A 25119-nucleotide genomic window follows, 5' to 3' on the forward strand; every position below is an offset into this window, starting at 1 on the left:
CCCCTTTACCAAAACAGTTTTATATTTTGAAAAGGGAATATTCTTAACTTAGACTCACCCAAAATTGAATCTATTGGAATTAACCCATAATGTCTACTGTCAGCGCTTTTTAATCGATTATCCCCTAATACGAATATAAAACCCTCTGGTACAGTATCTTCACCTGTAATTTCTTGAAGTGTAAAATTCTCTGTAATTCGATTTTGTAAAGGATTGGCATCCTCACGATTTACATATGATTCTTCATATTCGACACCATTAACGGTTAATACATCATCTTTCATCTCTACAGTATCGCCCGGCAATCCAATCACTCGTTTAATATAGTATTCATCTTCATATGGTGCTTTAAAAACGACATGGTCAAATCGGTTGAGTTGACTAATTTTACTTACTATGATGACATCTTTATTTTCATAAGTTGGAATCATAGAAGCACCTTTGACGACAACAGGAGAAAATATATATTCTCTACATACAAATGCAACAACAATCCCAAAAATAATAGCAAATACCCAAGAGATGAACTCTCTTTTAGCTGAAGTTTTTTTCTCTGTCATTCACCCTACTCCTCGTATCAATTCATTCACTGATTTAATATTACATGATTTTCCGTAATTTAGAAAATAATGACTACCAATTTAATATAGTATTAACATACATATTGTATTCAAAAGGAGTTGAATTAAGAAAAAATGACTCAAAAGGAGTTACAAACCCCCTTTTGAGTCATTCGTCTATTTTATTTATTTACGAACTGTTTTTAATGCTCCGCTCCATGCAATTAACTGGTCAAGCATATCATTGACAGATTGCTTTTGAACATCAGCTGGTTTGAATACATTTCCATTTTCAAAATCAGTGAATAGTGATAACGCTGGATGTACACGAACATCCGCTACTAATAACTCGCCTAGAATACCTCTTAAGTGTTCAGCTGCACGAGCACCACCTACTGAACCGTAACTTACGATACCAGCAGCTTTGTTGTTCCATTCTTCACGTAAGAAGTCTAGAGCGTTCTTTAAAGCACCTGAAATACTATGGTTATATTCAGAAACGATGAATACGAATCCATCACAACTTGCAACTCTTTGAGACCAAGCTGCTACACCAGAAGCGTCGCCACCAGGTTCACCTAATAATGGTAATTTGAATTCTGCGATATCGATGATTTCATAAGTTGCATCTCCGCGCGATTCAGCAATTCCTTTTACCCATTCTCCAACTTGTGGGCTTACACGGCCTTCACGAGTACTTCCTAGGATGATCCCGATTTTTAACATTTCTTTTCCTCCATTTTGTTGTTCGTTCACTTCTTGTTTGCTTACTTGTTGAGTTACTACTTCTTTTTTTCCAAATAATTTACTGAAAAATCCCATGTTAATCCTCCTGTAATTCCATCAAATACGTCGTAATTGAATAGAAGCTATATTGTGAATTTGTTTGTCATACATCAATCCTTTTACAACTTATTAAATGGAATTGGGAAAACATTTAACATTAATAATTTCACCATTCATAGTTCCATTTATTCACGTTTTAAATAGGATAATATTAGTAAAGACAAAAATTTTGAATTCAAGATATTTAAAAATTAAATAATTTTAGCGTTATAACCAACCTTTTTAAGGGAATCAATTAAGATTTTTATTTCTTCTTTTGTTAATATGCTAAAAATTTCCTCAATCTTTTCAACGTGTGCTGGAAAGATTTCATCCATTAATTTTTTTCCTTCAACAGTAATTACTGCATAAGTTACACGACGATCAGTTGGGCATGCTCTTCGTTTTACAAAACCTTTCTCAACTAACTTGTCCACAACATATGTGATACTACTACTAGCTATTAAAATTTTCTTACCTATAACCTGAATGGGCTGTTCACCTTTATGGTATAGGAACTCCATAACTGCAAATTCAGTTGGATTGAGCCCTAATTTTACATGATCTTTTCTAGAAGCGTCCTGAATCGACTGACTTGCTCTTAAAAGAACAGTAAATGCTTTTAATGCACTGTTTTGTTGGTTCAAAGGTGCTCCCTCCTTATCACACCAACTATCTCGAAGCAATATATCTTTAATTCGAGATAAATATACCATTATATTTTATAATTGTCAATGAACGAAACTTAGAATGCATTAATATTAATAAAAACTCGTGAACAATCATCACGAGTTTTATTTATGGCGTTTGATATATTTTTGCAATTCTTCTATTGTAATTTGTATACTTTGAAATCTAGGGATTTCGGGAACACTTTTTTCTGGTGCACTGATTTTTAGTTCCACCGCATTTGCTAATGTTTCAAAAACAAGTAAATATTGTGCTAGCTTTTCATCACTTAATTCGGTTCTATACTTCAATCTTGAACTCTGTTCTAGTAAATAGCCCAATTCTTCAATTGCAAAAACAATTGGCCAATAATATTCTAGCGCTTGTTTATCTTTCGGAATTTCACCAGATGACGTATCATAAACCGTTTTTAAATTCAACATATTTGTTGTCATTTTATTAAACTCAATGTTTTCCGTAAATTTAGTATGTGTTTTATGATCTGAAAATAGTAAATAAAAACTTTGTGCTTGGCTACGAATCGTTTTGGATATTAAGTGTGGTAATCTACTTGAAGCAGATTTTCTTCCTACTAACCAAACACCAATTAAACCAATTATAACCCCAATCGCCACATCGATTAACCTTGCAGAAGCAAAAAATTGAAACGAATACACACCTGGGTTTCCACTTTCAGCCATGATGAGGGCATTTGGAGTAAAGAATAGTGCAGCTAATCCATAATTTTTTACGATAAATAATTCAGTTATGAACGTTAATAAGAAAACCAAAATTGCAACAAAGAATCCTGAAGGATGTAAGGATAGAATGACACTTGCTATTAGAATCCCCAAAATGGTTCCAAAACTTCGTTGGATTGCACGGTGGAATGTCGCCACCGCAGTAGACCCAGCCATCACTGCAACACAGGACAAAGGTACCCAAAAAGAACGCTCAAATTCAAATTCATAAGCAATAATTGCCGCTATTACCGTGAAAAAACCAAATCTTATAGCATTAATAAAAATAATCGAGTTTTTATCAAATGCACCTAAAATAACATTTATAGCAGATGGTTGAGTAATATTTACTTGTTCTTTTAAATTTACACTGGATAGTTTTAGACTATCCTTTGCTTCCTGAATTTCCATGAAAAGCAAAGCGCTTTTTTCTTCCATTGATTTTGGATGTGGTAATTGTATTGTTGCATCATCTTGAAGATTATTAGAGTCAATAAGTTTTGCAATTAACCTCAATGATTCACCAGTTTGTAGAGGTATTTTTTCATTTGATTTTTGAAAATTTTCCACAACAAATAGAAAAATTTTATGCGCATAATTACTTAAAACATAGAGGCGATTAAATATATCTGTTCTTCTCCAAGGTAGATATCCTGAGGTTAGAATTTCACTTGCCTCTTTTAAAGTTGCCATTACATGATGTTGTCTATCGTTTTCTTTCTCTGTACCTAAAGCATCTAAATAATCAGCTAATACATTGTACGTTCTTTTAACTATGTTCTTCTCTGAACCATAAGGGTTAAATATCCAACCAGTCATAGCTATGATAAATGATAATAATCCGCCTAAGAATGCTAATCCAGCTCTAATAAAGGCATCATCAGGCTTCACTGGCATGCCGGTTGTCATTGCAAAAACAAGAACAAAGAATATGGCAGACGGTCCAATTAATCGAAATGCACCGAATATAAATATTGCAGTTGATCCAATCAATCCCATCATAATTGCTGTTGCAATAGGATAAGGGGCTAAAATAGTACCTAGAAATACACAAGCAGTAATTGATAGTACTACCAATGCTAACTTTTTCGCTAATTGTGCATAAGGAATTGGAAATACATATAAATAAGTAAAACCACCTAATCCAGCGATAAGTCCATATTCAAATTTACCAGTTAAAAAACTAAACAAGATTATTGGAAGACCTGCAGCTACACCAGCTAAAAATGCCTTTAACCATGGAAATGGTTTTTTATTTACACTGATTGCTTGTCTAAATAATGAAGGTGTTTTCTTACTTTTTTGCACAAATCGGTCTCCTTACTTTAAAATTACATGAAATTACACTCAGAATCCCCTTTTTTAGTTATAATCATCCTAAAGATTCGTTAATCATGCTCAACATTTATACAAAAATACTATAGTAGAATTATATCATACCAATTTCTCTCAATATTCAGGATTAGAATTTTATGCTAAATGTAAGTAATTTCATGATAATATGTAGAAAATGGAGGAGTTATCAATGGGACAAAATGAAACAATATTTTATTCATTATTTGAGTATAATGGTTGGTCTATGTATATCGCAGCTACAGAAAAAGGATTATGTTACACGGGATCACAAAATGAACCATTTGACGAATTTGAGAAATGGGTCAATAAAAAATGGAAGAACCGAATCCTTCTAAAAGACGATGAAAGACTAACTCCTTATGTCAAAGAGTTAGTTCAATATATAGATGGGGAATTGAAAGAATTTACTTGTTCTTTTGACTTAAGAGGCACTACTTTTCAAATAGACGTTTGGAATGTTTTGCTTAAAATTCCATATGCTAAGACTATTTGTTATTCTGATGTTGCGAATATGATTGGAAATCCTAGAGCAGTTCGAGCAGTTGGGACAGCAATTGGAGCTAACCCAATTGCAATAATTATCCCTTGTCATCGTGTACTTGGTAAAGATGGTTCGTTAACAGGTTATAGTGGTGGTATTCCTGTAAAAGAAAAATTACTTCAGCTTGAAGGAATTCAATATAAACAATAACCTATTATTTTGATCTTCGTTTTAATTGACGTAGTTCATTTTTAGTATCTTCAGTAATTCGATTAGATTCAATCATTTTTTGTATTGCTTTATTATGAGTAAAGTCATCTAAATCATTATTACCGAGAAACTTAATTGTCTTGTTTGGGAAATGTATACAACAAACTGAAACTGCCCAAGCAACTGCCATTTTTACATAATAACCATCATGTTTAACACTATTAAAGAGTCTTAAGATCATTACGATATATTCTTTTTCGACAAAATAGTTTAATAACATGACAACTCCAAAACGAACATCATATTCGTTCGTTGAATTTAAGTATGGCATAATAAAGTCCCATACTTTTTTTCTATCTTTCTCTGAAATTTTTAGTCCAGAACAAAAACTATCACCAATAGACCAATTCGAGATTTTAGGTACAAACCATTCAATCCATTGTAGTTTTTCATCTATTGACATTTTTATGTATCCAATAACTAAACCTTTTAACATGACTTCATCGAAGTACTCTTCAGGTGCTTGTTCTAAAAAGTTTTGCCAATCGCCTTTTGAAATGTCTTTTGCCATTTTTCGAAGCACAGGTAATCGAACCCCGATAAAACTTGAAATTTGTAAATTAGGTATTAGTTTGGATTGAAATTCCTGATATTTTTCATCAGACTGTTCAATTAATAGCTTTCTTATCGTATTATCCATTTACTACCTCAATCATTTTCATATAATATTATACACAGTTAATCATTTTAGTGTATTTTACCACTTACATCAAAGGAAAGGATTTTTACATGAAATTAAATAAGTGGATTTTATTGTTTATTATTATTTTTTCTATCACTGTATCTTTTATAGCTGGCTATTACGTAGGAAAACATAATAATTCTGAATACTTAACTGAATCCTTTTATGCTAACGTATTAAATAATGACAATGGCACGCTCCATCTTGGTGGTATACCTGAAAATGATATAAACCATCGCGGAGAATTTACGATAGCCCATAAAAATATTGACGAAGTGTTCAATAATCATTTAGAAAGTATTAATGTAGTAGATTTGCCAAAAGGGTCCCAAATACGCGTTATCTACGATGGGATGGTAATGGAATCCTATCCAGCTCAAATTACACATGTATTGCGAATCGAACAAATCGAATAAACAACTTTAACAAGGTAACTTTATGATGAAAAGTTACCTTGTTTTATTACTTGTTATATTACTTGTTTAATTCTTTTCTTACTACTGGAGCTACCTTTGTAGCTAGGAGTTCAATTGTTCTTTCAATATCCCGGAACGGTACGCCACCAATATCTACCTGTGCTAAAAATCTTTGATGGCCGAACAGCTCATGTTGATGAAGAATTTTTTCAATAATTTCATTTGGACCTCCAACAAATAATGCACTATTTGGAGCAGTCATTCCTTCAAATCCTTCTTTAGTAATTCTAAATCCCATACCTCTTTGTTTGTTTACATATGTCCAATAGTTTGCGTAATATGGGAAAAACTCATCTCTTGCTTGTTCAATCGTTTCTGCAATATAAGTATGACCAGTCACACCAATTTTTAAGTTATCCTTTGCATGACCAGCTTCTTTGGCAGCTTCATAATAACCATCAACTAAGAATTTAAAACGCATTGGATCCCCACCTAAAATTGCAAGAGCCATCCCTACTCCCAATCGACCAGCACGTAAGGCACTTTCATATGTACCCCCTACACCAATCCATAACGGAATTTCTTTTTGAACTGGTCGGGGGGCTATTTGTGCATTTACCAGTGCAGAACGGAATTTTCCTTCCCACGATACAATTTCTTTTTCGTTTAATAATTGAAGTAACTCAAGATGTTCTTCAAATAATTCATTATAATCATTTAAATCATAGCCAAATAACGGAAACGACTCTATAAAAGCACCTCTACCAGCAAGGATTTCAGCTCTACCACCAGATATGAGATCAAGTTGCGCGAAATCTTCAAACAAGCGAACAGGATCTAATGTACTTAACACAGAAGTAGTACTAGTTAAACGAATTTTTTTTGTAACCATAGCCACTGCAGCTAACAATACTGCTGGTGACGAAACCGCATAATCTAGTCGATGATGTTCACCAACCCCAAATATGTCAAGGCCTGCATCATCTGCAAGCTTTGCTGCCTCGATAATCTCTTTCGTACGTTCTTCTGCACTTATAGTCGTTCCAGTTAATGGATTTGGACCTATATCTGCTAATGTGTATACACCTATTTCAAACTTTGACATTAAATTGTCCTCCTAAATTTCAAGTTACATTTTGTAACTAAGTATATTTTAGTAATTTAATATAGTCAAATTTCCGATATAAAAAAACAGTGCACAAAAATGCACTGACGCTTAAATATAATATCCAATTGCAAAGAGTAGAAGTCCACCAACTAAATTTATTAATATATAATTGATGCCTTTACTTATATGTCCTTTATTAAAAAGTCCAACAAAATCAAATGCAAAAGTTGAAAATGTAGTAAAAGCACCTAATACACCAACTACTAAAAATGAAATTATCATTTCTTCATTTAGACTATGGATTACTATTCCAAGTAAAAATGAACCCACTAAATTGACAACACCAGTGGCGTAATATGCGGGATAATGTAGTTTAGTAATAAATAATGTTACTGCGTATCTTAGAAAAGCTCCAACTCCACCACCTATGGCTACCATGATCCACTCCACACTAATCACCCCGAACTATTCGATACCCTAAAAAAGCAGAAATCAAACAGGATGCTGTCATAACAATACCGAAAAGTATTCCTTCAATTAAATTTACCTTTAGGATGTGAAACCACATTTCCGAAAAGGTTGAAAACGTAGTAAAAGCTCCTAACATACCTGTTGTTAAAAATAATCTCAGTGCTTCATTATCCTTTTTAGTAAACAAACCATTTAAACAACCTATTACAAAGCTACCTATTATATTAACTATCCAAAGCATGGTATAAGTGTTTGTAAGTGATTGAACAAGAAATCGTAAGGTAGCCCCTGTTGCTCCACCCATAAATACAAATAGCCAATTTTTCAAGTTTAAAACTCCCAAACAAAAACATATATCATATGTTTAGTATTACTTTATTTTTGAAATTTTATAAATTCCAATAATCATAGGAATCATTACTAATCCTATAAATACCGGAAGAAACCAGCCACCTAACGACTGAATTTCGCCCTTAGCTACACGAATAATTTGTATTATTAGTATTGCAAAAATAATTAGGCACATATTTTTTGTCATATTTAGCATAAGTCTACTATTTAGATAAAATTGTTTTACATTGTTCTCATTTAGCCGTTTAGGATAGTTATGCATATGTGGTGCTTTTTCGAATAAGTTCATTAAAACAAAAATAAACAGGCCAATAACTGGCAAAATAATAATTTCATATTTCGAGCCCCAGCGGTCAACTTCGCCTAAACTATTAAAATGACCCGGTATTTGATCAGGCAATTGAGGCCAACTTACGACTGCATACAGTATTGAGAATAGAAAGATTGCACCACAAATAGCATTTAGAACTTTTTCTAAACGAGTTTTAGGAATATCTAAAATGGGACGATATGGATTATACATAATCATCACCTCGTAATCATAAAAATCGTACTTACTTACATTATTATAAAAGAAAGGCTAGAATTAACCAATTATTATTGGTAAATTCTAACCACTACATTAATGATTATTCTCATCATCGAGCATTTCTCTCAAATACTCAATAATTTCCCTGATCCCTTCTAGAGAATTTACTAAAATTTTAGGATCTACACAAGTAATCATTCGATTCTCTAAATTTGCAATAGCAGTGAAATATTGGGTCTTGGCATAGTTTACTAATCCCATTTGAGTTAGTTCTTTTTCACTAAAGTTAAGTATTTCTTTTGCTTCTTCTACAACTAGACCGTAGTTTACAACTTCAGTATTCAATACAATCAACTTTGATGTACTACTTGGACTGGGTGTATTGTATAAAATGATTCCAAAATCCAAAACAGGAATTAATTCACCACGAATACGAGTAAACCCTAATAAATAATGTGGTAAATGTGGTACTGGTGTAATCTTTTCCATTTTCTCTATGGAAACTACTTGCTCTACTGGTACTGCATATTCTTCTGTTCGAGATTGGAAGACAATAGATTTTTCAAATGACATAAATTCGGCACCCCTATTTTTACTTAGCAGAACATTTTACAATTTCAACTAATAGATCAGCTAATTTTTCTAATTCTACAATTGGCATGCGCTCATTTGTTGTATGAATTTCTTCATATCCAACCGATAAGTTAACAGTCGGAATTCCAAACCCTGAGATAATGTTTGCATCACTACCACCACCAGATACCCCTAAGTTTGGTTCTCTACCAATATTTTTTACAGCTTCCATTGCAACTTGTACAACTCGATCTTCTTCAGTAACAGAAAAACCAGGATACATTACTTTAACTTCAACTTCAGCTCTACCACCATTTCCTTCTGCAACTGTTTCGAAGATTTCTTTCATATGTTGTGTTTGAGTATGAAGTTTTTCTTCATTAATTGAACGTGCCTCAGCTAAAATATAGACTTCATCACAAACGATATTTGTAGCTTTTCCACCTTCAAAGCGACCAATATTTGCTGTTGTTTCATGATCAATTCTTCCTAAATTCATTTTGGCAATTGCCTTTGAAGCTAATGTAATCGCCGAAATCCCTTTTTCTGGTGCAACACCTGCATGTGCTGTTTTACCAATAATTTTCGCGTTCACTTTTGCTTGATAAGGTGCACCAGTAACAATACCACCTACCTGACCAGTACTATCAACTGCAAATCCATATTTAGCGATAATTTTTTGTGGATCTAATTCTTTTGCTCCCACTAAACCAGACTCTTCTCCAGCAGTTATGATCAATTGAATCGTTCCATGAGGGAAATTTTGTTCTTTAAGTCGTCGTGCCATTTCAAACAAAGCAGCCACTCCTGCTTTATCATCCGCACCTAAAATCGTAGTACCATCTGAATAAATATAACCATCTTCTTTTATCACAGGTTTGATCCCTACACCAGGTACTACTGTGTCCATATGAACTGTAAAATAGATTGGTTGCACGTCAAGGGAACCTTTTAGTGTAGCAATAATATTACCTGCTCCATGTCCGTTTCTAGTATGTGCATCATCTTGGTATACTTCAAATCCCATGTCTTCTAATTTATTTATAAGAATTGGAGCAATAATTTCTTCATGTTTTGTCTCAGAATCTATTTGTACTAATTCTAAAAATTCATCCACTAATCGGCTATTCAATGCAAAAACTCCTTTTTTTACTATATTTTCTTCCTATTTTACGCCTGTAAGTATATAAAAACAACATTTCTACTTTTTTAGATTCGTTACATTAAGAGTGATATCACTTTTTGATATTTGCCTAATCATAACAATATTTTTATTTTTGTGATTGGAATTCGGTACATCCGTTTGGTGTTCCTGTTAATAAGGGTAGGAATTGTTACACATACATGTTTAAGAAGAATACTTAAAGTAGCATACTTCAAATTAGTGATAGTTTAGTAAGTCTAGAATTAATGCTTAAAGCTAGAGGAGGGGTTGAATGTTCCAATCCATTGGAGTTCCAGGACTTGTAATTATATTAGTTATCGCTTTAATCGTTTTTGGTCCATCAAAATTACCACAACTTGGCCGTGCAGTTGGTCAAACTATAAAAGAATTTAAAGATGGAACTAAAGAAATTGTAGATGATGTTAAAGAAGAATTTGTATTAGATGACCCTAAATTAGGGCTATCTGTTGGGGAAACATTAAAATTAACTGAAGAAGGTGAAGCAATCAAAAAGAAAGAAGTAAAATAATCATTTTAAAAACTGATTACCTATGAATTAAAGTAATTTGAAATAAAAGGCTGGGACATAAGTGAAAAGGTACAATCCATCATTCAATTTGGATTGTACCTTTTTGATATAGTGACGTTCGTTTCCGATGCATGCCTTCGCGCATCCAAGGGAAGCCATGAGCCTCCGGGAGCTAAAGCTCTCCGGGGTCTCGGGCCAACAGGATGTTGGTCACAAAGGCGTTGCAACAGGACGTTGCGCTCTTAGCCTTTGATCCTTGAGGCTTCTACGTCCTGCAGGACAAGGAATGCTTCCTTGAAATATCATCGCAACGAGAAAATACTTTAGTATTTTCGAGAGAGTCTTCGCATGCCTCGGAAGCGACGACTTTCTAATATAGCGTTAGCAGATTTTTATCATAAGCAATACTGACTCTTGGTTGAAAGTTATCTTTTGTCCCAGCCTCTTTCTTTGATTATAGCGGGATATTCCCATGTTTTTTCGCTGGTCTTGTTTCTTCCTTGTTAGACAACATATCTAGCGCTTGTATTAGCTTAATGCGTGTATCGCGAGGGTCAATAACATCATCTACCATACCTCGAGATGCTGCTACGTAAGGGTTTGCAAATTTCTCTTTATATTCTTCAATTTTAGCTGCACGAGTGCTTTCTGGGTCTGGTGAATTTGCAATTTCACCGGCAAAGATAATATTTGCTGCACCAGCTGCCCCCATTACTGCAATTTCAGCATTTGGCCATGCAAACACTAAATCTGCACCAATAGATTTAGAGTTTAATGCTACATATGCACCACCATATGCTTTACGTAGAATAACTGTAATTTTAGGAACTGTTGCTTCGGAATAAGCATAAAGTATTTTTGCACCATGGCGTATAATTCCACCGTGTTCTTGCTTAACTCCAGGGAAGAAACCAGATACATCCTCAAATGTAATAATAGGAATATTGAATGAATCACATGTTCGGATAAAACGAGCAGCCTTGTCAGAAGAATCAATATCTAATCCACCTGCTAACGCTTTTGGTTGATTGCAAACTAACCCAACTGACTCCCCAGCAATTCTTGCAAAGCCAACAACGATATTTTTCGCAAATTCAGAATGTACCTCCATAAATGAGTCGGCGTCTACAACTTGTTCGATCACTTTGCGTACATCATACGGTTTCGTAGGTTCGATTGGCACATAATCGATTATATCTGGACGATAATCATTACCTTCTGGACGAGGTACCTTAGGAGTCTTTTCCTTATTGTTTTGTGGTAAGTAACTTAGTAATCTTTGAATCTGTTTAATAGATTCTTCTTCGTTTGGCGCACGGAAATGTGCATTCCCACTGATTGAATTATGAACCTTTGATCCACCTAAATCTTCTGATGAAATTTTTTCCCCAGTTACTGTTTCTATTACTTTCGGTCCTGTTATAAACATTTGTGATGTTTTATCAACCATCAATATAAAATCGGTAATTGCCGGAGAGTAAACTGCTCCACCAGCAGATGGCCCCATAATTACTGATATTTGAGGAATTACTCCAGAATAAATAGAGTTACGATAGAAAATATGACCGTATCCATCTAAAGATAATACCCCTTCTTGAATACGAGCACCGCCAGAATCGTTGATACCGATAAATGGCGTTCCATTTTTAGCTGCTAAATCCATTACAGCTGCAATCTTTTTCGCATGCATTTCACCAAGTGCACCGCCAAAAACAGTGAAATCTTGTGCAAATAAATAAACATTACGACCGTTAATTTTACCGAATCCTGTAACTACACCATCTCCAGGTCCATTTTGCTTGTCCATACCAAAATCAGTAGTTCTATGTGTAATGAACGGATTAATTTCTACAAAAGTACCTGCATCAAGCAATAAATCGATACGTTCTCTAGCAGTTAACTTTCCTTTTTCATGTTGCTTTTCAATTCTTTTATCTCCACCACCAAGCTCGATTTCGCGCTTACGGTCATATAATTCATTAATTTTATCAAACATATCCATATCCACTATTCCCCTTTGTCACTTTTTTCATATAATTCATACAGAACGCCGAAAGAGTCTTTTGGATGTAAAAATGCTGCTTTCGATCCTCCTGCACCAGGAACTGGTTCTTCAGAAAGAAGGCGAACTCCCTTTTCACGCAATTCTGACATTTTATGATAAATATCAGGTACCTCAAAGGCAATATGCTGAATGCCTTCTCCACGTTTTTGAATATGATTATATATAGCTCCCTCAGCACTTAATGGTTCTAATAGTTCAATATGAACATTTCCTGCATCAATAAATGCAACACGCACATTTTGCGAAGGAACTTCTTCAATTTTTAATAGTTTTAAACCTAGAGTTTCAGTATAATATGTAATTCTTTCATCTAGATTATTTACAGCAATCCCAATATGATCGATTTTTTCCATAATAACACCCCTCTATTCTTATTTTACATAATTTAAAAGATTCGCGCTACGTACTTGAGAATTTTTTCATATTTGATAAACTAACAATAGATAAAATTAGTATTTCATCTTTTGGATCGGGGATTTTCTTCTTCACCACTGGGTGTTTGCAAAACACATTTCAGCATTTTATGGCTGTTAAACATATACTTTAGCTAGTTTAGATACTCAAAGTATAGTTATTTCAGTCTTTTAAACGGGCAAAAAGGAGCGATTTTTCATTGAGTAATAAGAAGTTTCAAAAAATAGTAGTTTATATAATGATAGCTATTATGATTATTTCAACTTTTGCATTTGGACTAGCAGTGTTTAACTAATAAAAAGCGAGGGTACGTTCATGAAACAATGAATGCACCCTTTTTTGATGAACCTCACAATATTTACTCTTTCAAACCTTTAAATCCTTGCTTTATCTCTAAATACTCATCCATTTCCTCTATAAATTGATAAAGGGACGCCATCGCGAGGAATTTTTCATGAGATTTGGGTAATGGCATCTCTGCAAATTCCTTTTTCACAATTTCCAATTTATCTCTAAAAGAACGTGCAGTATTTCCAGAGTGGACATTTTCGCTCAAGTCTTTCATAAAATCTGCAACTAATTGTGCTTGCTGTACCATCACTGGAAGGGTTGTAATTTTAGGTAGTACTCTTTCAATTATTTCAAGCTGTCTTTCTCTCATATCAAAATAAAGATAGTATTCGTTTTCCTTACGTGTTAAATGGTTTTCAACGTCTTTAAATGCTAATGATTTTGCCTTGTTTAATACTTTTTCAACTTCGATTAATTCTTTACCATCCCAATTTGTGTCTCCACTTTCTAAATACTTGTAAATTTCCGAAAATATTTTCCTGTACAAATCTTCTACCTTTACACGGTAGTGATCCAATTGTTTTTGTATATCGCCCATATACATATTAACAAGGAGTGCGACTCCAAAACCGACTGCCATTAACCCAAGTTCGTTATAGAATAGAGCTAGTGTGAAGTTTGCCTCGGAATAAATATGCATCATAATAACCGCGCTAGACACAAATCCTGGAGCAACTCCAATAGTAACGATCGTTGGAATGAATATAAGAATTGTCAGTAGAAGAACTATTGGATTATATCCAAACGTTTCAAGAGCGATGAATGAAAAAAGCATCCCTACTAAGCTTGCGACCAAACGTGTGTACACCGCATGTACTGATTTCTTTTTTGTTGTTTGAATACAAAGAATCGTAAGGATCCCTGCTGAAGTAAAATATTGCAGTCCAAAGTATTGAGCAATTGCAATCGATAGAGCAACCCCGATTGCAGTTTTAATTGTTCGATAGCCGATTCGAAATGGTTTAATACAGATTGCCTCCTTTGTATGAGCAACAAAATAGTATGTATGTATGTTTGTAGTTTGTAAGATTTGCAATAATGAAGAAATGTCCTTAAGCGAAACACTTAAGGACAATTTTTTTAAATACTATAATTCTTCGCAATGTTCTTCGAAGTTTGCTTGTAGGTTTGTAATTACAGACATTGGGTCATGCCCTTCGATTTCATGGCGTCCAATATCAGCTACAACTTTTCCATCTTTTAATAGAACAAAAGAAGGTGATGATGGGATATGGTCTTCCCCAAACATGTAACGAGCTGCTGCTGTTGCTTCTTTGTCTTGTCCAGCAAATACTGTTACTAAATGATCTGGTCTTTTATCATAATGTACTGCGTTTGTTGCTGCAGGTCGTGCAATCCCACCAGCACAACCACATACAGAGTTAACCATTACTAAAGTAGTACCTTGGCGAGCAAAAGCTACTTCAACATCCTCAGGTGTACGTAATTGTTCATAACCAGCTGCTTCCATTTCCGAACGAGCAGTTCTAGTAATTTCTTGCATAAATAAATCATAATCCATATTCATTAATATCCACTCCTTTCACGTTCATATTTTATCATATTTAGAAAAGATATTAAGTATTAAAGACTTATTAATTTGAGGTATTTTGTTTTCTATTCAAATAATTTTTTAACACCTTGTGTTACAGTTATTTCTCCATGTAAAATGGATTTTTCTAAAGATTGGATTAGACTTTTTCTGTCGGATGCTTGATAAAAGGATTCAATTAAATGATCTGTAATCATAGAATGGAACCAATCTTTCGTCTGCTCTGACCTTCTCATATTCCAATAGGATGAAGCTTTAATAGTCTCTTCAAACTTACAAATCATATCCCATGTTTCTTTTAGGCCAGTTTTTTCTACAGAAGATACTGCTAAAGAAGTACTCATCCATCCAGGTGTTGCCGGCTGCAGGAAATGAAGAATTTGTTTATATTCACGAACTGTTCTTCTCGCTCGAACAACATTATCTCCATCACTCTTATGAACAATTATCCCATCCGCTAATTCCATAATTCCCTTTTTCATGCCTTGTAATTCGTCACCAGCTCCAGTTAGGACAAGTAATAGGAAAAAGTCGACCATGCCTCTTACAAAAGTTTCACTTTGACCAACGCCAACTGTTTCAATTAAAATAACGTCAAAACCAGCAGCTTCACATAGTAACATCGTTTCTCTTGTTTTTTTATGGACACCACCCAATGTTCCAGCACTTGGAGATGGCCTAACAAAAGCATTCGACGTACGGCTTAATTTCTCCATTCTTGTTTTATCCCCCAAAATACTACCACCCGAAAGTGATGAGCTGGGATCTATTGCAAGAACAGCTACTTTTTTGCCCATATCACAAAGCATTGAACCAAAACTTTCAATGAAAGTACTTTTACCAGCACCAGGAACACCAGTTATACCGATTCGAATACTGTTACCAGTAAAAGAAAGCAACTCTTGTAATAGTTTTTGTGCTTGTTCCTTATGATCACTATTTGAGCTTTCTACAAGTGTAATCGCACGTGACAGAGCAATTCGGTTTCCAGAACGAATTTCAGCTGCTAAATTAGGAATATCGAGCTTGTCTTCTCTTTTTTTACGAAATTTTTTGTGTGAAATTTTCGTTAATCCGTCATGACCACCTTTTACCCCATCCATGACAAATAAAGCACTTTCCTCTACCCCTTTGTTTTCATTCATTATTCAGACACTTCCTCGTAGCCTAAACGTTTATAAATTTCTTCGATAATTTTCATTGCAGAAATTGGTATTACACTACCTGGTCCAAAAATCGCCACAGCACCGGCCTCGTAAAGAAATTCATAATCTTGTGCTGGAATAACCCCACCTACAATGACGATAATATCTTCACGACCTAGTTTTTTTAGTTCTTCAACTAATTCAGGTACAAGTGTTTTATGGCCAGCTGCTAGTGAAGATACACCGACACAGTGAACATCGTTTTCCACAGCCATAATTGCTGCTTCTTCCGGAGTCATGAATAATGGTGAAATATCCACATCAAAACCTAAGTCTGCATAGCCTGTTGCAACAACTTTTGCACCACGATCATGTCCATCTTGACCCATTTTTGCAACTAAAATTCTAGGTCGTCTTCCTTCGTTTTCAAGAAATTCATTTGTCATTTGTTTTACTTCCGAAATTAGTTCCTCATCTGAGAAGTTTGAGGAGTAAATTCCTGAAATTGAACGGATGATTGCTTTATGACGACCTGAAACTTTTTCGATGGCATCAGAAATTTCTCCTAGAGAAGCACGAGCTCTGGCTGCATCTACTGCAACTGCAAGTAAGTTTTCTTCACCTGTTTGAGCAGCACGAGTTAAACGCGCCAAATGTTTTTGTACATCTTCTTCGTTTCTTTCTTGTTTCATTTTTTCAAGTCTCTCAATTTGTTTTTGTCTTACAATTGTATTGTCTATATTTAAAATTTCAATTGGTTCTTCTTCCTGTAGACGGTACTTGTTAACCCCAATAATTGTTTCAGCTTTTGAATCAATTTTCGCTTGGCGTTTTGCAGCAGCCTCTTCAACTTTCATTTTTGGTAGTCCGGTTTCAATCGCTTTTGCCATTCCACCTAATTCTTCAATTTCTTCGATTAATGCCCACGCTTTTTCAGTTAATTCTTCTGTTAGCTTTTCAACGTAATATGACCCACCCCATGGATCAATTACCTTCGTCATTCCTGTTTCTTCTTGTAGGAATAATTGTGTGTTACGAGCAATACGGGCTGAGAAATCAGTTGGTAATGCAATTGCTTCATCTAATGCGTTTGTATGAAGCGATTGTGTATGACCCATTGCAGCTGCATTTGCCTCAACTAATGTACGAGTCACATTATTGAATGGATCTTGCTCAGTTAAAGACCAACCCGAAGTTTGAGAGTGTGTACGCAATGCAAGTGATTTTTGGTTTTTAGGGTTAAATGTACTCATCATTTGTGCCCAAATCCGACGTGCTGCACGCATCTTCGCAACTTCCATAAAATAATTCATACCTATTCCCCAGAAGAAAGAAAGTCTAGGTGCAAATGAATCGATATCAATGCCTGCTTTAAGTCCAGTACGAACATACTCTAATCCATCTGCAAGTGTATAAGCTAATTCAATGTCGGCTGTAGCGCCAGCTTCTTGAATATGGTATCCAGAAATCGAAATGGAATTAAACTTCGGCATAAATTTACTTGTATATTCAAAAATATCTGCAATTATTTTCATTGACATTGCTGGTGGATATATATACGTATTACGTACCATGTATTCTTTTAAGATATCGTTTTGAATTGTCCCTGCAAGTTTTTCAGGAGTAACACCTTGTTCTTCAGCTGCAACAATATAGAAAGCCATTATTGGGAGAACTGCACCGTTCATCGTCATAGAAACCGACATTTGATCCAGTGGAATTCCATCGAATAATATTTTCATATCTTCAATGGAGTCTATCGCAACTCCCGCTTTACCTACATCCCCTTTTACACGTGGATGATCTGAATCGTAGCCACGGTGAGTCGCTAAGTCAAATGCTACAGATAATCCTTTTTGTCCCATTGCTAAATTTCTGCGGTAGAATGCATTTGATTCTTCTGCAGTGGAAAACCCAGCATATTGACGTACAGTCCATGGGCGTGCAACATACATTGTTGGATAAGGGCCGCGTGTATTTGGGGCAATACCTGCACTATCACTTAAATGTTTTACATCTTGTATATCTTCTTTCACATAAAGATCTTTTACTTCAATTTCTTCATTTGTTATAAATGAACTTGTAGGAGTTAATTTTTCGTCGATTAATATTTGATCTATATTCACCGCTTTGAAATTTGCGCTCATGATTGTACCCCCTTTAAACGATTAGCTACTTCATTTAATTTTTCAATTACATTTTGGCCAGCATATATAAAACCATTTAATCCTTTAGCTTGCCATTCCCCTTCTTCGTCTTTAAATCTTCCAGCTACATCAAGTAATAAGTCTTTAGGTTTAATTGCTAAAAGTTCAGGTACAATCTCTTTTGTATCATCATCTGTTGTTGCAACTACAACATAGTCGTAATTGTTATTCATTAACCATTCTTTAGCTGCATCAATTGTTTTTATTTCACCAGATTGTTCACACACAATCCCCGCAGTTGAAAAGAATCCTGAAACAAAATCAGCACGTGCTTTAAAGTTTTTCAGTTGCCCAAATGTTAAAATAGCAATCTTAGGTCGGATTGTTTCATAGGTTGAACGCAATTCTTCAAATGGTGTTGCTAAACGATTCACATAAGCAAATATAGGATTCGTTACAGTTTGTAACTCATCACTTGGATTAGCATAAATATTCGTCCCAATTAAAGACTGTTTTCTTGTTGCTAATGCATTTTGTCTACCTTCATTCACTTCTTCCATTAATGCTGTAAGTTTTCCAGATTGACTATACGCATCAAGTCCGCCTGCTTCTTCGATTTCCAAGAATAGCTTCCAAGCCTGTTCAACGTATTCGCTAGTTAATGTTTCAATGAAGTAAGATCCACCTGATGGATCGATTACATTTTGAACAAGTGACTCTTCTTTTAACACGAGTATCACGTTTCGAGCGATTCGAATTGATTGGTCTGTTGGCTTTGTTAGTACATCATGAGGATGAACAGTAAATACATCCGCTCCACCAATTAGTGCCGAGAAAGCTTCGTTCCCTGCTCGAAGTAAGTTTACATATACGTCTAATTTTGAATAGCTTCTTAAGGAAGTTTCAGCAACTATTGGTAAAGTGATGTTTTCCGAAACACCATAAGCAGTTGAAAGCGCTTTCCACAATACTTTAACAGCTCGTAATTTCGCTATCTCTGAGAAGAAATTCGTATCAATCGCAAAATTAACAAAAAATTTGTTTGCAAAAGACTCAAAATTATTTTCCTCTACATATTTACGAGCGATAGCTAAAGTTAACGCTAATTCCTGAACTGCGTTTGCACCTTCATAATGATAAGGTATCGTATTTGCACAAATAGTACGTATTTTTGGATAGCTTTTTAAAATGATAGGTTCATCTGAAATAATATAACCTTTTACGTTTTCACGTTTACTTTCTTCAATAGTCTCAAAAACAGATAAAAGAACATCCGAAGAATCACGTACTAATAATTTAAACTCATGGTTTGATAGTAAAGTTGCTAGTTTAGAAAGTGATTGCTCAGACCATTCAAATGAAACTTGACTATCTATTGTTAATACAGCATTCCCTCGTTCTATACTATTTGTAATATTCGAGAAAAACTGATCTTCTGTATGACCGAAAATTTGCTGCGCAGGAGAAAATGATGTTGATGCTTTTAGCTTTCGGATTGTTGTAATTTGTTTCTCCAGCTTTTCTCCAAGCTTGTCTACTAAAGTTTCTTGAGTGTATAAAGGTTGTAAAGTAATTCCCTCAATTGATCGAGTAAAAAGAGATTTGAACGGCTTCCCCTTTAAAGCGCTAATTGCTTGCTCTTTCCATTGATCATAGTTCACTTGTTCAAATTGAATATCTTTCATTTTTGACATACTTTCGCTTTACAGCTTCCCCCTTTATGATGTCCTAATAATATTTTACAATAGAAAGACTTTCCATAAAAGAGAAAAAACAAAGGGTACGTCTGAAAAGTCCTTTTGAGACGTACCCTTTGCGCCGAGGATGGTGACATCTTGATGTGACCACCGCAGAAGCAATAATTTTTAACAGGTAATTATTATAAGCAAGACGGGGTTGTCTAGAAAGTTCACTTTCTAGACAACCCCTTGCTTTTAATAAATTGACATATTGTTAGCATCTGCATTTTCAAGAATTGATTTTACTCGATTTAAAAATCTACCAGCCACTAACCCATCTAAAACTCGATGGTCAATCGATAAACATAAATTCACGATATCTCTTGCAGCAAACATACCACCGTTTAGAATCACAGGTTTTTTCACAATTGATTCTACTTGTAATATAGCAGCTTGTGGATAATTAATAATTCCCATTGATTGTACAGAACCAAATGAGCCAGTATTATTTACGGTAAATGTTCCGCCTTCAATATGTTCGGAACGAAGCTTTCCAGATCTGACAATTTTAGATAATTCATTAATTTCCTTAGCAATACCTTTGATAGATTTTTCATCAGCATTTTTTATGACAGGGACAAAAAGGGAATCCTCAGTAGCAACTGCGATCGATAGATTAATCGCTTTTTTCTGAATGATTTTATCTCCCGCCCAAACTGAATTCATGATTGGATATTCTTTTAAAGCAATCGAAACTGCTTTGATGAAAAAGGCAAAATACGTTAAATTAAATCCTTCTGTCTCTTTAAACTCAGATTTAATACCATCACGGTAACTAACTAAATTAGTGACGTCCACTTCCATCATCATCCAAGCATGTGGAATTTCAGTTTTACTGCGGACCATATTATTAGCGATTGCTCTTCGAATCGATGTTACTGGAATTTCGATATCTCCTACTGCTGATACTTGAACTGGTTCAGTTGTTGTTTTCACTGGTTGAGCTATAGGAATAGAGACTTCCGGAGTCGTCAAATTCGGTTGGGAGCCGTTATTTATTACGCCACCTGATTCAATTAACTTTAATAGATCTTTTCGTGTGATTCTTCCTTCTATACCAGTTCCATTCACTAAATTTAAGTCAATATTATTTTCCTGTGCGATTTTCAAGACTGCAGGTGAATAACGTGTTTTTTGACTGTTAGAAATTGGCTTGATTTCAGATGCGGGTTGTTTAAGCTCAGTCGTTGTAGCTTGAATAGATTCAACAGTCGGTTTTGACTTTACTGTTGCTCCCGAATCATCACCTACTTGTATGGTACAAATTATCTTACCAACAGCTAAAGTTTCACCTTCTTTTGCAATCAACTCATGGACAACACCTGTGAAGGAAGATGGAACTTCAGCATTTACTTTATCAGTCACTACCTCAGCAAGAGGTTCATATTTGTTAACAAAATCACCTGGCTTCACTAACCATTTTTCAATAGTTCCCTCTGTTACACTTTCTCCTAACTGGGGCATTAATATATTTTCAATTGGCATCACTTACACCTCCATTAGAAAGCAGCTAACTCACGCATCGCTTGCTCAATTTTATCTGGATTAATCATAAAGAATTTTTCCATTGTTGGTGAATATGGCATAGCAGGAACATCTGGACCAGCTAAACGCTTAATTGGGGCATCAAGTTCAAATAAGCATTCTTCTGCAATAATTGCAGAAACTTCACTCATTATGCTGCCTTCTTTGTTATCCTCAGTAACTAATAGTACTTTACCCGTTTTACTAGCTGCTTCAACTATTGCCTCTTTATCAAGTGGATACACCGTTCTTAAATCCAAAATGTGAGCTTCAATTCCATCAGCTGCAAGTCTCTCAGCAGCCTGTAAAGCAAAGTGGACAGCTAATCCGTAAGTAATGACAGTTATATCATCACCCTCACGTTTTATATCTGCTTTTCCTATAGGCAATACATAGTCATCCGTTGGTACCTCACCTTTTATTAAACGATAGGCACGCTTATGTTCAAAGAATAATACAGGGTCTTCATCACGAATTGCTGCTTTTAACAATCCTTTGGCTTCATATGGAGTTGACGGAATGACAATTTTTAAGCCAGGAGTACCTGCAAAAAGCGCTTCTACTGATTGAGAATGATACAATGCTCCGTGTACTCCACCTCCAAACGGGGCGCGAACAACTAAAGGACAAGTCCAATCATTATTAGATCTGTATCTTATTTTAGCAGCCTCAGAAACAATTTGGTTAACAGCAGGCATGATAAAGTCAGCAAATTGCATTTCTGCAATTGGCCTCATCCCTACCATTGCTGCTCCTATTGCTACTCCTGCGATTGCACTTTCTGCTAATGGTGTATCTAAAACTCGATATTCACCAAATTGATTATATAAACCTTGGGTTGCTTTAAATACCCCACCCTTAAGGCCTACATCCTCACCTAATATAAAGACGCGATCGTCTCGTTCCATTTCTTCTTTCATCGCTAAATTAATAGCTTCTATAAATGACATAACAGCCATTATTCATCAGCCCCTTCCGCATAGACATGTTTAAGTGCATGTTCAGGTGGAGAGTATGGAGCTTCTTCTGCATAATCTGTTGCTTCATTGACAGCTTGCATAACTCGGACATTTATTTCATTTAAAATTTCGTCCGTAGCTACACCATTTTCTTTTAAATAATTTTCAAAGCGAGTAATTGGATCGTTTGCTCTGCCTTGTGCAATGTCATCTGCTGAACGATATTGACGATCATCATCATCAGAAGAATGTGCTGTAAGACGATAAGTAATTGCTTCAATCAGTGTCGGACCTTCTCCCGCACGTGCTCGATCAGCAGCTTCTTTAACGGCTTTATAAACCTCCAATGGATTCATGCCGTCAACAGTATACCCGGGCATACCATAGCCAATTGCTCGGTCAGAAACTTGGGCACAACCTAATTGTTTTTCTATAGGTACACTAATTGCATATTTATTGTTTTCGACCATTGTTATAACTGGTAATTTATGAACACCTGCAAAATTAAGTCCCTCATGGAAGTCCCCTTGATTTGTAGAGCCTTCACCTAATGTTACAAAAGAAACATAGTCTTTATTTTGCATTTTTGCGACTAGAGCAACACCTACAGCATGTGGCACTTGAGTTGCAACAGGAGAAGAACCTGTTAATATTCGATTTTTCTTTTGTCCAAAGTGTCCTGGCATTTGCCTGCCACCGGAGTTTGGATCCTCTGCTTTTGCAAAAGCAGATAACATTAAATCTTTTGGTGTCATACCAAAGTGTAAAACAACTCCCATATCACGGTAATAAGGAGCAATATAATCTTTTGTATGGTCCAATGCAAAAGCAGCGCCTACTTGTGCTGCTTCTTGACCTTGGCAAGAGATTACAAAAGCAATTTTACCAGCACGATTTAGTAACCACATACGTTCATCTATTCTTCGAGCCATTAGCATTGTTTCATACATATTTAATACAGCTTCGTCAGTTAATCCTAAGTCTTTATGGTGTAAATTATCATTTGTCAAACAGATCATCCCCTTTCTATTGAATTAGTCCATTAAAAATGGATTGCTCGACCATCAACACTTAGTGCGGCTTCCCCTATGACCTCACTTAATGTTGGATGTGGGTGTATTGTTTCCCCTATTTCCCAAGGTGTTGCATCTAGTAGCATAGCTAAAGAAGCTTCAGAAATTAAATCGGTTACATGTGGTCCTATCATATGAACGCCTAAAAGATCATTCGTGTCTTGATCGGCAATTATTTTGACGAAACCTTCCATTTCCCCATAAACTAATGCTTTACCAATTGCCTTAAATGGAAATTTTCCCACTTTAATGTTATATCCTTGATTTCTTGCCTTTTCCTCTGTTAAACCAATACTTGCAGCTTCTGGATTTGAATATATACATCTAGCAATATTGTCATAGCTAATATTTTTTACAGTTCCATTTACAATATGTTCCACAGCTGCAATGCCCTCATGTGACGCAACATGTGCCAACTGCAATCCACCGATACAATCACCGATTGCGTAAATATGTTTTTCCTTCGTCTGATACGTTTCACTTACTTTTAAAAAACTAGATTCTATTTCAATTTCAGTATTATCCAGTCCAATATCAGAAATATTCCCTTTTCTCCCTATTGATATTAACATTTTTTCAACTTCAAGTCTCTTTTCTTCACCATCTATTAGGACAGTGGCTTTAATATTCTTATCTGATAGATTAAGTTTGTCAGTTTGAAGAAATGCGTTAGTATAAATTTCAATACCACGGCCTCTTAGCATTTTTGCCATTTCTTTTGAAATATCTTTATCTTCAGAAGGTAATATTTGTTGACTTGTTTCAATAATTGTAACTTTTACTCCAAAATCAGAAAGCATGGAAGCCCACTCAATACCAATAACTCCTCCACCAACAATAAGGATTGATTTAGGAAGTTCTGAAAGTTCTAATGCATGATCTGAGTTTAATACTTTTTTTCCATCTGGGATAAGCCCTTCTAAATTTCGAGGAGAGGAGCCTGTTGCGATGATAATGTTTTTAGGAATTAACATTTCATTTTCTTCCCCTTCTTTCTCAACAGAAATCGTTCCTGCCATTGGTGAGAAAATAGAAGGTCCAAGAATTCGCCCAGTTCCATAATAAACATCGATTTTCCCTTTTTTTACAAGGCCTTTTACGCCGTTATGAAGTTGTTCTACAATACTATTCTTTCTTTTCTGTACTGCATTAAAATTGACGCGAACAGCTGCTACATCAATTCCATATTCACTAGCATTTAATGATTGACGGTACACTTCTGCACTTCGGAGTAATGCTTTACTTGGAATACATCCTTTATGCAAACAAGTACCCCCAAGTTTTTCTTTTTCCACAATTGCTGTTGAAAGCCCTAGTTGACTCGCTCTTATTGCAGCGACATATCCTCCAGTTCCACCACCAAGAATGACTAAATCGTATTCACGAGACATAAGTATCCCCCTTGAAAAATTTGAGAATGAAAGA

Annotated in this window: 26 protein-coding genes and 1 pseudogene; 4 read left to right on the forward strand and 23 right to left on the reverse strand. The window is 35.1% G+C overall.

The window, feature by feature from the left end; genetic code table 11:
- Positions 1-5 precede the first annotated feature (5 nt).
- From lepB to CD29_RS11165, 4 genes are all read right to left on the reverse strand, one after another.
- On the reverse strand, positions 6-560 hold the full coding sequence (gene lepB, locus CD29_RS11150; protein ID WP_036186653.1) for a signal peptidase I: 555 nt from the start codon (positions 558-560) through the stop codon (positions 6-8).
- 186 nt (positions 561-746) lie between these two features.
- Positions 747-1286, reverse strand: coding sequence for an NADPH-dependent FMN reductase (locus CD29_RS11155; RefSeq protein ID WP_408056619.1), 540 nt, complete (start codon positions 1284-1286; stop codon positions 747-749).
- 311 nt (positions 1287-1597) lie between these two features.
- Positions 1598-2032, reverse strand: coding sequence for a MarR family winged helix-turn-helix transcriptional regulator (locus CD29_RS11160; protein WP_036186660.1), 435 nt, complete (start codon positions 2030-2032; stop codon positions 1598-1600).
- A gap of 147 nt (positions 2033-2179) precedes the next feature.
- Positions 2180-4102 (reverse strand): FUSC family protein, encoded by a 1923-nt coding sequence (locus tag CD29_RS11165; RefSeq protein ID WP_036186663.1) that lies wholly within the window; start codon positions 4100-4102, stop codon positions 2180-2182.
- Positions 4103-4319: 217 nt separating this feature from the next.
- Here CD29_RS11165 and CD29_RS11170 point away from each other — a divergent pair, with 217 nt between their 5' ends.
- Positions 4320-4841, forward strand: a complete 522-nt coding sequence (locus CD29_RS11170) for a methylated-DNA--[protein]-cysteine S-methyltransferase (protein WP_036186666.1) — start codon at positions 4320-4322, stop codon at positions 4839-4841.
- 4 nt (positions 4842-4845) lie between these two features.
- On the opposite strand, the gene CD29_RS11175 is transcribed toward CD29_RS11170, so the two are convergent.
- Complete coding sequence (locus tag CD29_RS11175) at positions 4846-5541, reverse strand: DNA alkylation repair protein (RefSeq protein WP_036186669.1); 696 nt, start codon at positions 5539-5541, stop codon at positions 4846-4848.
- Positions 5542-5630: 89 nt separating this feature from the next.
- Here CD29_RS11175 and CD29_RS11180 point away from each other — a divergent pair, with 89 nt between their 5' ends.
- Positions 5631-5999: a DUF3221 domain-containing protein gene (locus tag CD29_RS11180; RefSeq protein ID WP_036186672.1), complete on the forward strand. Its 369-nt coding sequence runs from the start codon at positions 5631-5633 to the stop codon at positions 5997-5999.
- A gap of 58 nt (positions 6000-6057) precedes the next feature.
- Here the strand turns inward: CD29_RS11180 and CD29_RS11185 are convergent, their stop codons facing one another.
- The 6 genes from CD29_RS11185 to CD29_RS11210 all read right to left on the reverse strand — a co-directional run bounded on the left by CD29_RS11185 (position 6058) and on the right by CD29_RS11210 (position 10163).
- On the reverse strand, positions 6058-7104 hold the full coding sequence (locus CD29_RS11185) for an LLM class flavin-dependent oxidoreductase (RefSeq protein ID WP_036186674.1): 1047 nt from the start codon (positions 7102-7104) through the stop codon (positions 6058-6060).
- 111 nt (positions 7105-7215) lie between these two features.
- Positions 7216-7557, reverse strand: coding sequence for a fluoride efflux transporter FluC (locus CD29_RS11190; protein ID WP_036186677.1), 342 nt, complete (start codon positions 7555-7557; stop codon positions 7216-7218).
- A gap of 1 nt (position 7558) precedes the next feature.
- Positions 7559-7906: a fluoride efflux transporter FluC gene (locus tag CD29_RS11195; protein ID WP_036186680.1), complete on the reverse strand. Its 348-nt coding sequence runs from the start codon at positions 7904-7906 to the stop codon at positions 7559-7561.
- 42 nt (positions 7907-7948) lie between these two features.
- Positions 7949-8452 (reverse strand): DUF1648 domain-containing protein, encoded by a 504-nt coding sequence (locus CD29_RS11200; protein WP_036186683.1) that lies wholly within the window; start codon positions 8450-8452, stop codon positions 7949-7951.
- A 99-nt stretch (positions 8453-8551) separates the two neighbouring features.
- The gene (locus CD29_RS11205; protein WP_036186685.1) at positions 8552-9031 is read right to left on the reverse strand and encodes a chemotaxis protein CheW; all 480 of its coding nucleotides are present in this window, start codon (positions 9029-9031) and stop codon (positions 8552-8554) included.
- 19 nt (positions 9032-9050) lie between these two features.
- Positions 9051-10163 carry a M20/M25/M40 family metallo-hydrolase gene (locus CD29_RS11210; protein WP_036186688.1) on the reverse strand — a complete coding sequence of 371 codons (1113 nt, stop codon included), beginning with the start codon at positions 10161-10163 and terminating at the stop codon, positions 9051-9053.
- A 304-nt stretch (positions 10164-10467) separates the two neighbouring features.
- On the opposite strand from CD29_RS11210, the gene CD29_RS11215 reads away from it, so the two are divergent.
- Positions 10468-10725 (forward strand): twin-arginine translocase TatA/TatE family subunit, encoded by a 258-nt coding sequence (locus CD29_RS11215; RefSeq protein ID WP_036186689.1) that lies wholly within the window; start codon positions 10468-10470, stop codon positions 10723-10725.
- Between the two features lie 454 nt (positions 10726-11179).
- Here the strand turns inward: CD29_RS11215 and CD29_RS11220 are convergent, their stop codons facing one another.
- On the reverse strand, positions 11180-12727 hold the full coding sequence (locus tag CD29_RS11220) for an acyl-CoA carboxylase subunit beta (RefSeq protein WP_036186692.1): 1548 nt from the start codon (positions 12725-12727) through the stop codon (positions 11180-11182).
- Positions 12728-12732: 5 nt separating this feature from the next.
- The gene (gene mce / locus CD29_RS11225) at positions 12733-13143 is read right to left on the reverse strand and encodes a methylmalonyl-CoA epimerase (protein ID WP_036186694.1); all 411 of its coding nucleotides are present in this window, start codon (positions 13141-13143) and stop codon (positions 12733-12735) included.
- Positions 13144-13403: 260 nt separating this feature from the next.
- On the opposite strand from mce, the gene prli42 reads away from it, so the two are divergent.
- Positions 13404-13499 (forward strand): stressosome-associated protein Prli42, encoded by a 96-nt coding sequence (prli42, locus tag CD29_RS20275; RefSeq protein WP_156111891.1) that lies wholly within the window; start codon positions 13404-13406, stop codon positions 13497-13499.
- A 63-nt stretch (positions 13500-13562) separates the two neighbouring features.
- On the opposite strand, the gene CD29_RS11230 is transcribed toward prli42, so the two are convergent.
- The 10 genes and pseudogenes from CD29_RS11230 to lpdA form a co-directional block, all read right to left on the reverse strand.
- Positions 13563-14522: an aromatic acid exporter family protein gene (locus CD29_RS11230; protein WP_036186823.1), complete on the reverse strand. Its 960-nt coding sequence runs from the start codon at positions 14520-14522 to the stop codon at positions 13563-13565.
- A 120-nt stretch (positions 14523-14642) separates the two neighbouring features.
- Positions 14643-15083, reverse strand: a complete 441-nt coding sequence (locus CD29_RS11235) for a BrxA/BrxB family bacilliredoxin (protein ID WP_036186696.1) — start codon at positions 15081-15083, stop codon at positions 14643-14645.
- A gap of 89 nt (positions 15084-15172) precedes the next feature.
- A complete protein-coding gene (gene meaB / locus CD29_RS11240; RefSeq protein WP_036186699.1) occupies positions 15173-16252 on the reverse strand; it encodes a methylmalonyl Co-A mutase-associated GTPase MeaB in 1080 nt (359 codons plus the stop codon).
- A complete protein-coding gene (scpA, locus tag CD29_RS11245; RefSeq protein ID WP_036186701.1) occupies positions 16252-18399 on the reverse strand; it encodes a methylmalonyl-CoA mutase in 2148 nt (715 codons plus the stop codon). Before scpA ends, meaB begins: the two co-directional genes overlap by 1 nt.
- Entirely contained in the window at positions 18396-20093 is a 1698-nt protein-coding gene (locus CD29_RS11250; protein ID WP_036186704.1) for a methylmalonyl-CoA mutase family protein, read from the reverse strand. The genes scpA and CD29_RS11250 overlap by 4 nt, the downstream gene beginning before the upstream one ends.
- Positions 20094-20333: 240 nt before the next feature.
- Entirely contained in the window at positions 20334-21074 is a 741-nt protein-coding gene (locus tag CD29_RS20935; protein WP_408056620.1) for a dihydrolipoamide acetyltransferase family protein, read from the reverse strand.
- A gap of 72 nt (positions 21075-21146) precedes the next feature.
- Positions 21147-21623: pseudogene (locus CD29_RS20940) on the reverse strand (biotin/lipoyl-containing protein); the annotation flags it as partial.
- A 14-nt stretch (positions 21624-21637) separates the two neighbouring features.
- Entirely contained in the window at positions 21638-22621 is a 984-nt protein-coding gene (locus tag CD29_RS11260; protein ID WP_036186709.1) for an alpha-ketoacid dehydrogenase subunit beta, read from the reverse strand.
- Positions 22621-23571 carry a thiamine pyrophosphate-dependent dehydrogenase E1 component subunit alpha gene (locus CD29_RS11265; protein WP_235801821.1) on the reverse strand — a complete coding sequence of 317 codons (951 nt, stop codon included), beginning with the start codon at positions 23569-23571 and terminating at the stop codon, positions 22621-22623. Before CD29_RS11265 ends, CD29_RS11260 begins: the two co-directional genes overlap by 1 nt.
- 92 nt (positions 23572-23663) lie before the next feature.
- Positions 23664-25085 (reverse strand): dihydrolipoyl dehydrogenase, encoded by a 1422-nt coding sequence (gene lpdA, locus CD29_RS11270; protein WP_036186712.1) that lies wholly within the window; start codon positions 25083-25085, stop codon positions 23664-23666.
- Positions 25086-25119: the final 34 nt, after the last annotated feature.

Origin of the sequence: Ureibacillus manganicus DSM 26584, assembly GCF_000772945.1 — a bacterium.
Taxonomy (GTDB): Bacteria; Bacillota; Bacilli; order Bacillales_A; family Planococcaceae; genus Ureibacillus; species Ureibacillus manganicus.

Excerpts from the sequence above, each read along its gene's own strand:
- CD29_RS11175 (WP_036186669.1), bottom strand. The coding sequence starts at position 5,541 with ATGGATAATACGATAAGAAAGCTATTAATTGAACAGTCTGATGAAAAA.
- CD29_RS11265 (WP_235801821.1), bottom strand. The coding sequence starts at position 23,571 with ATGTATGAAACAATGCTAATGGCTCGAAGAATAGATGAACGTATGTGG.
- CD29_RS11180 (WP_036186672.1), top strand. The coding sequence starts at position 5,631 with ATGAAATTAAATAAGTGGATTTTATTGTTTATTATTATTTTTTCTATC.
- CD29_RS11155 (WP_408056619.1), bottom strand. The coding sequence starts at position 1,286 with ATGTTAAAAATCGGGATCATCCTAGGAAGTACTCGTGAAGGCCGTGTA.
- CD29_RS11200 (WP_036186683.1), bottom strand. The coding sequence starts at position 8,452 with ATGTATAATCCATATCGTCCCATTTTAGATATTCCTAAAACTCGTTTA.
- CD29_RS11235 (WP_036186696.1), bottom strand. The coding sequence starts at position 15,083 with ATGAATATGGATTATGATTTATTTATGCAAGAAATTACTAGAACTGCT.
- CD29_RS11250 (WP_036186704.1), bottom strand. The coding sequence starts at position 20,093 with ATGTCAAAAATGAAAGATATTCAATTTGAACAAGTGAACTATGATCAA.
- mce (WP_036186694.1), bottom strand. The coding sequence starts at position 13,143 with ATGGAAAAAATCGATCATATTGGGATTGCTGTAAATAATCTAGATGAA.
- lepB (WP_036186653.1), bottom strand. The coding sequence starts at position 560 with ATGACAGAGAAAAAAACTTCAGCTAAAAGAGAGTTCATCTCTTGGGTA.
- CD29_RS11220 (WP_036186692.1), bottom strand. The coding sequence starts at position 12,727 with ATGGATATGTTTGATAAAATTAATGAATTATATGACCGTAAGCGCGAA.
- scpA (WP_036186701.1), bottom strand. The coding sequence starts at position 18,399 with ATGAGCGCAAATTTCAAAGCGGTGAATATAGATCAAATATTAATCGAC.
- CD29_RS11215 (WP_036186689.1), top strand. The coding sequence starts at position 10,468 with ATGTTCCAATCCATTGGAGTTCCAGGACTTGTAATTATATTAGTTATC.
- CD29_RS11205 (WP_036186685.1), bottom strand. The coding sequence starts at position 9,031 with ATGTCATTTGAAAAATCTATTGTCTTCCAATCTCGAACAGAAGAATAT.
- meaB (WP_036186699.1), bottom strand. The coding sequence starts at position 16,252 with ATGAATGAAAACAAAGGGGTAGAGGAAAGTGCTTTATTTGTCATGGAT.
- lpdA (WP_036186712.1), bottom strand. The coding sequence starts at position 25,085 with ATGTCTCGTGAATACGATTTAGTCATTCTTGGTGGTGGAACTGGAGGA.
- CD29_RS11185 (WP_036186674.1), bottom strand. The coding sequence starts at position 7,104 with ATGTCAAAGTTTGAAATAGGTGTATACACATTAGCAGATATAGGTCCA.
- CD29_RS11170 (WP_036186666.1), top strand. The coding sequence starts at position 4,320 with ATGGGACAAAATGAAACAATATTTTATTCATTATTTGAGTATAATGGT.
- CD29_RS11260 (WP_036186709.1), bottom strand. The coding sequence starts at position 22,621 with ATGGCTGTTATGTCATTTATAGAAGCTATTAATTTAGCGATGAAAGAA.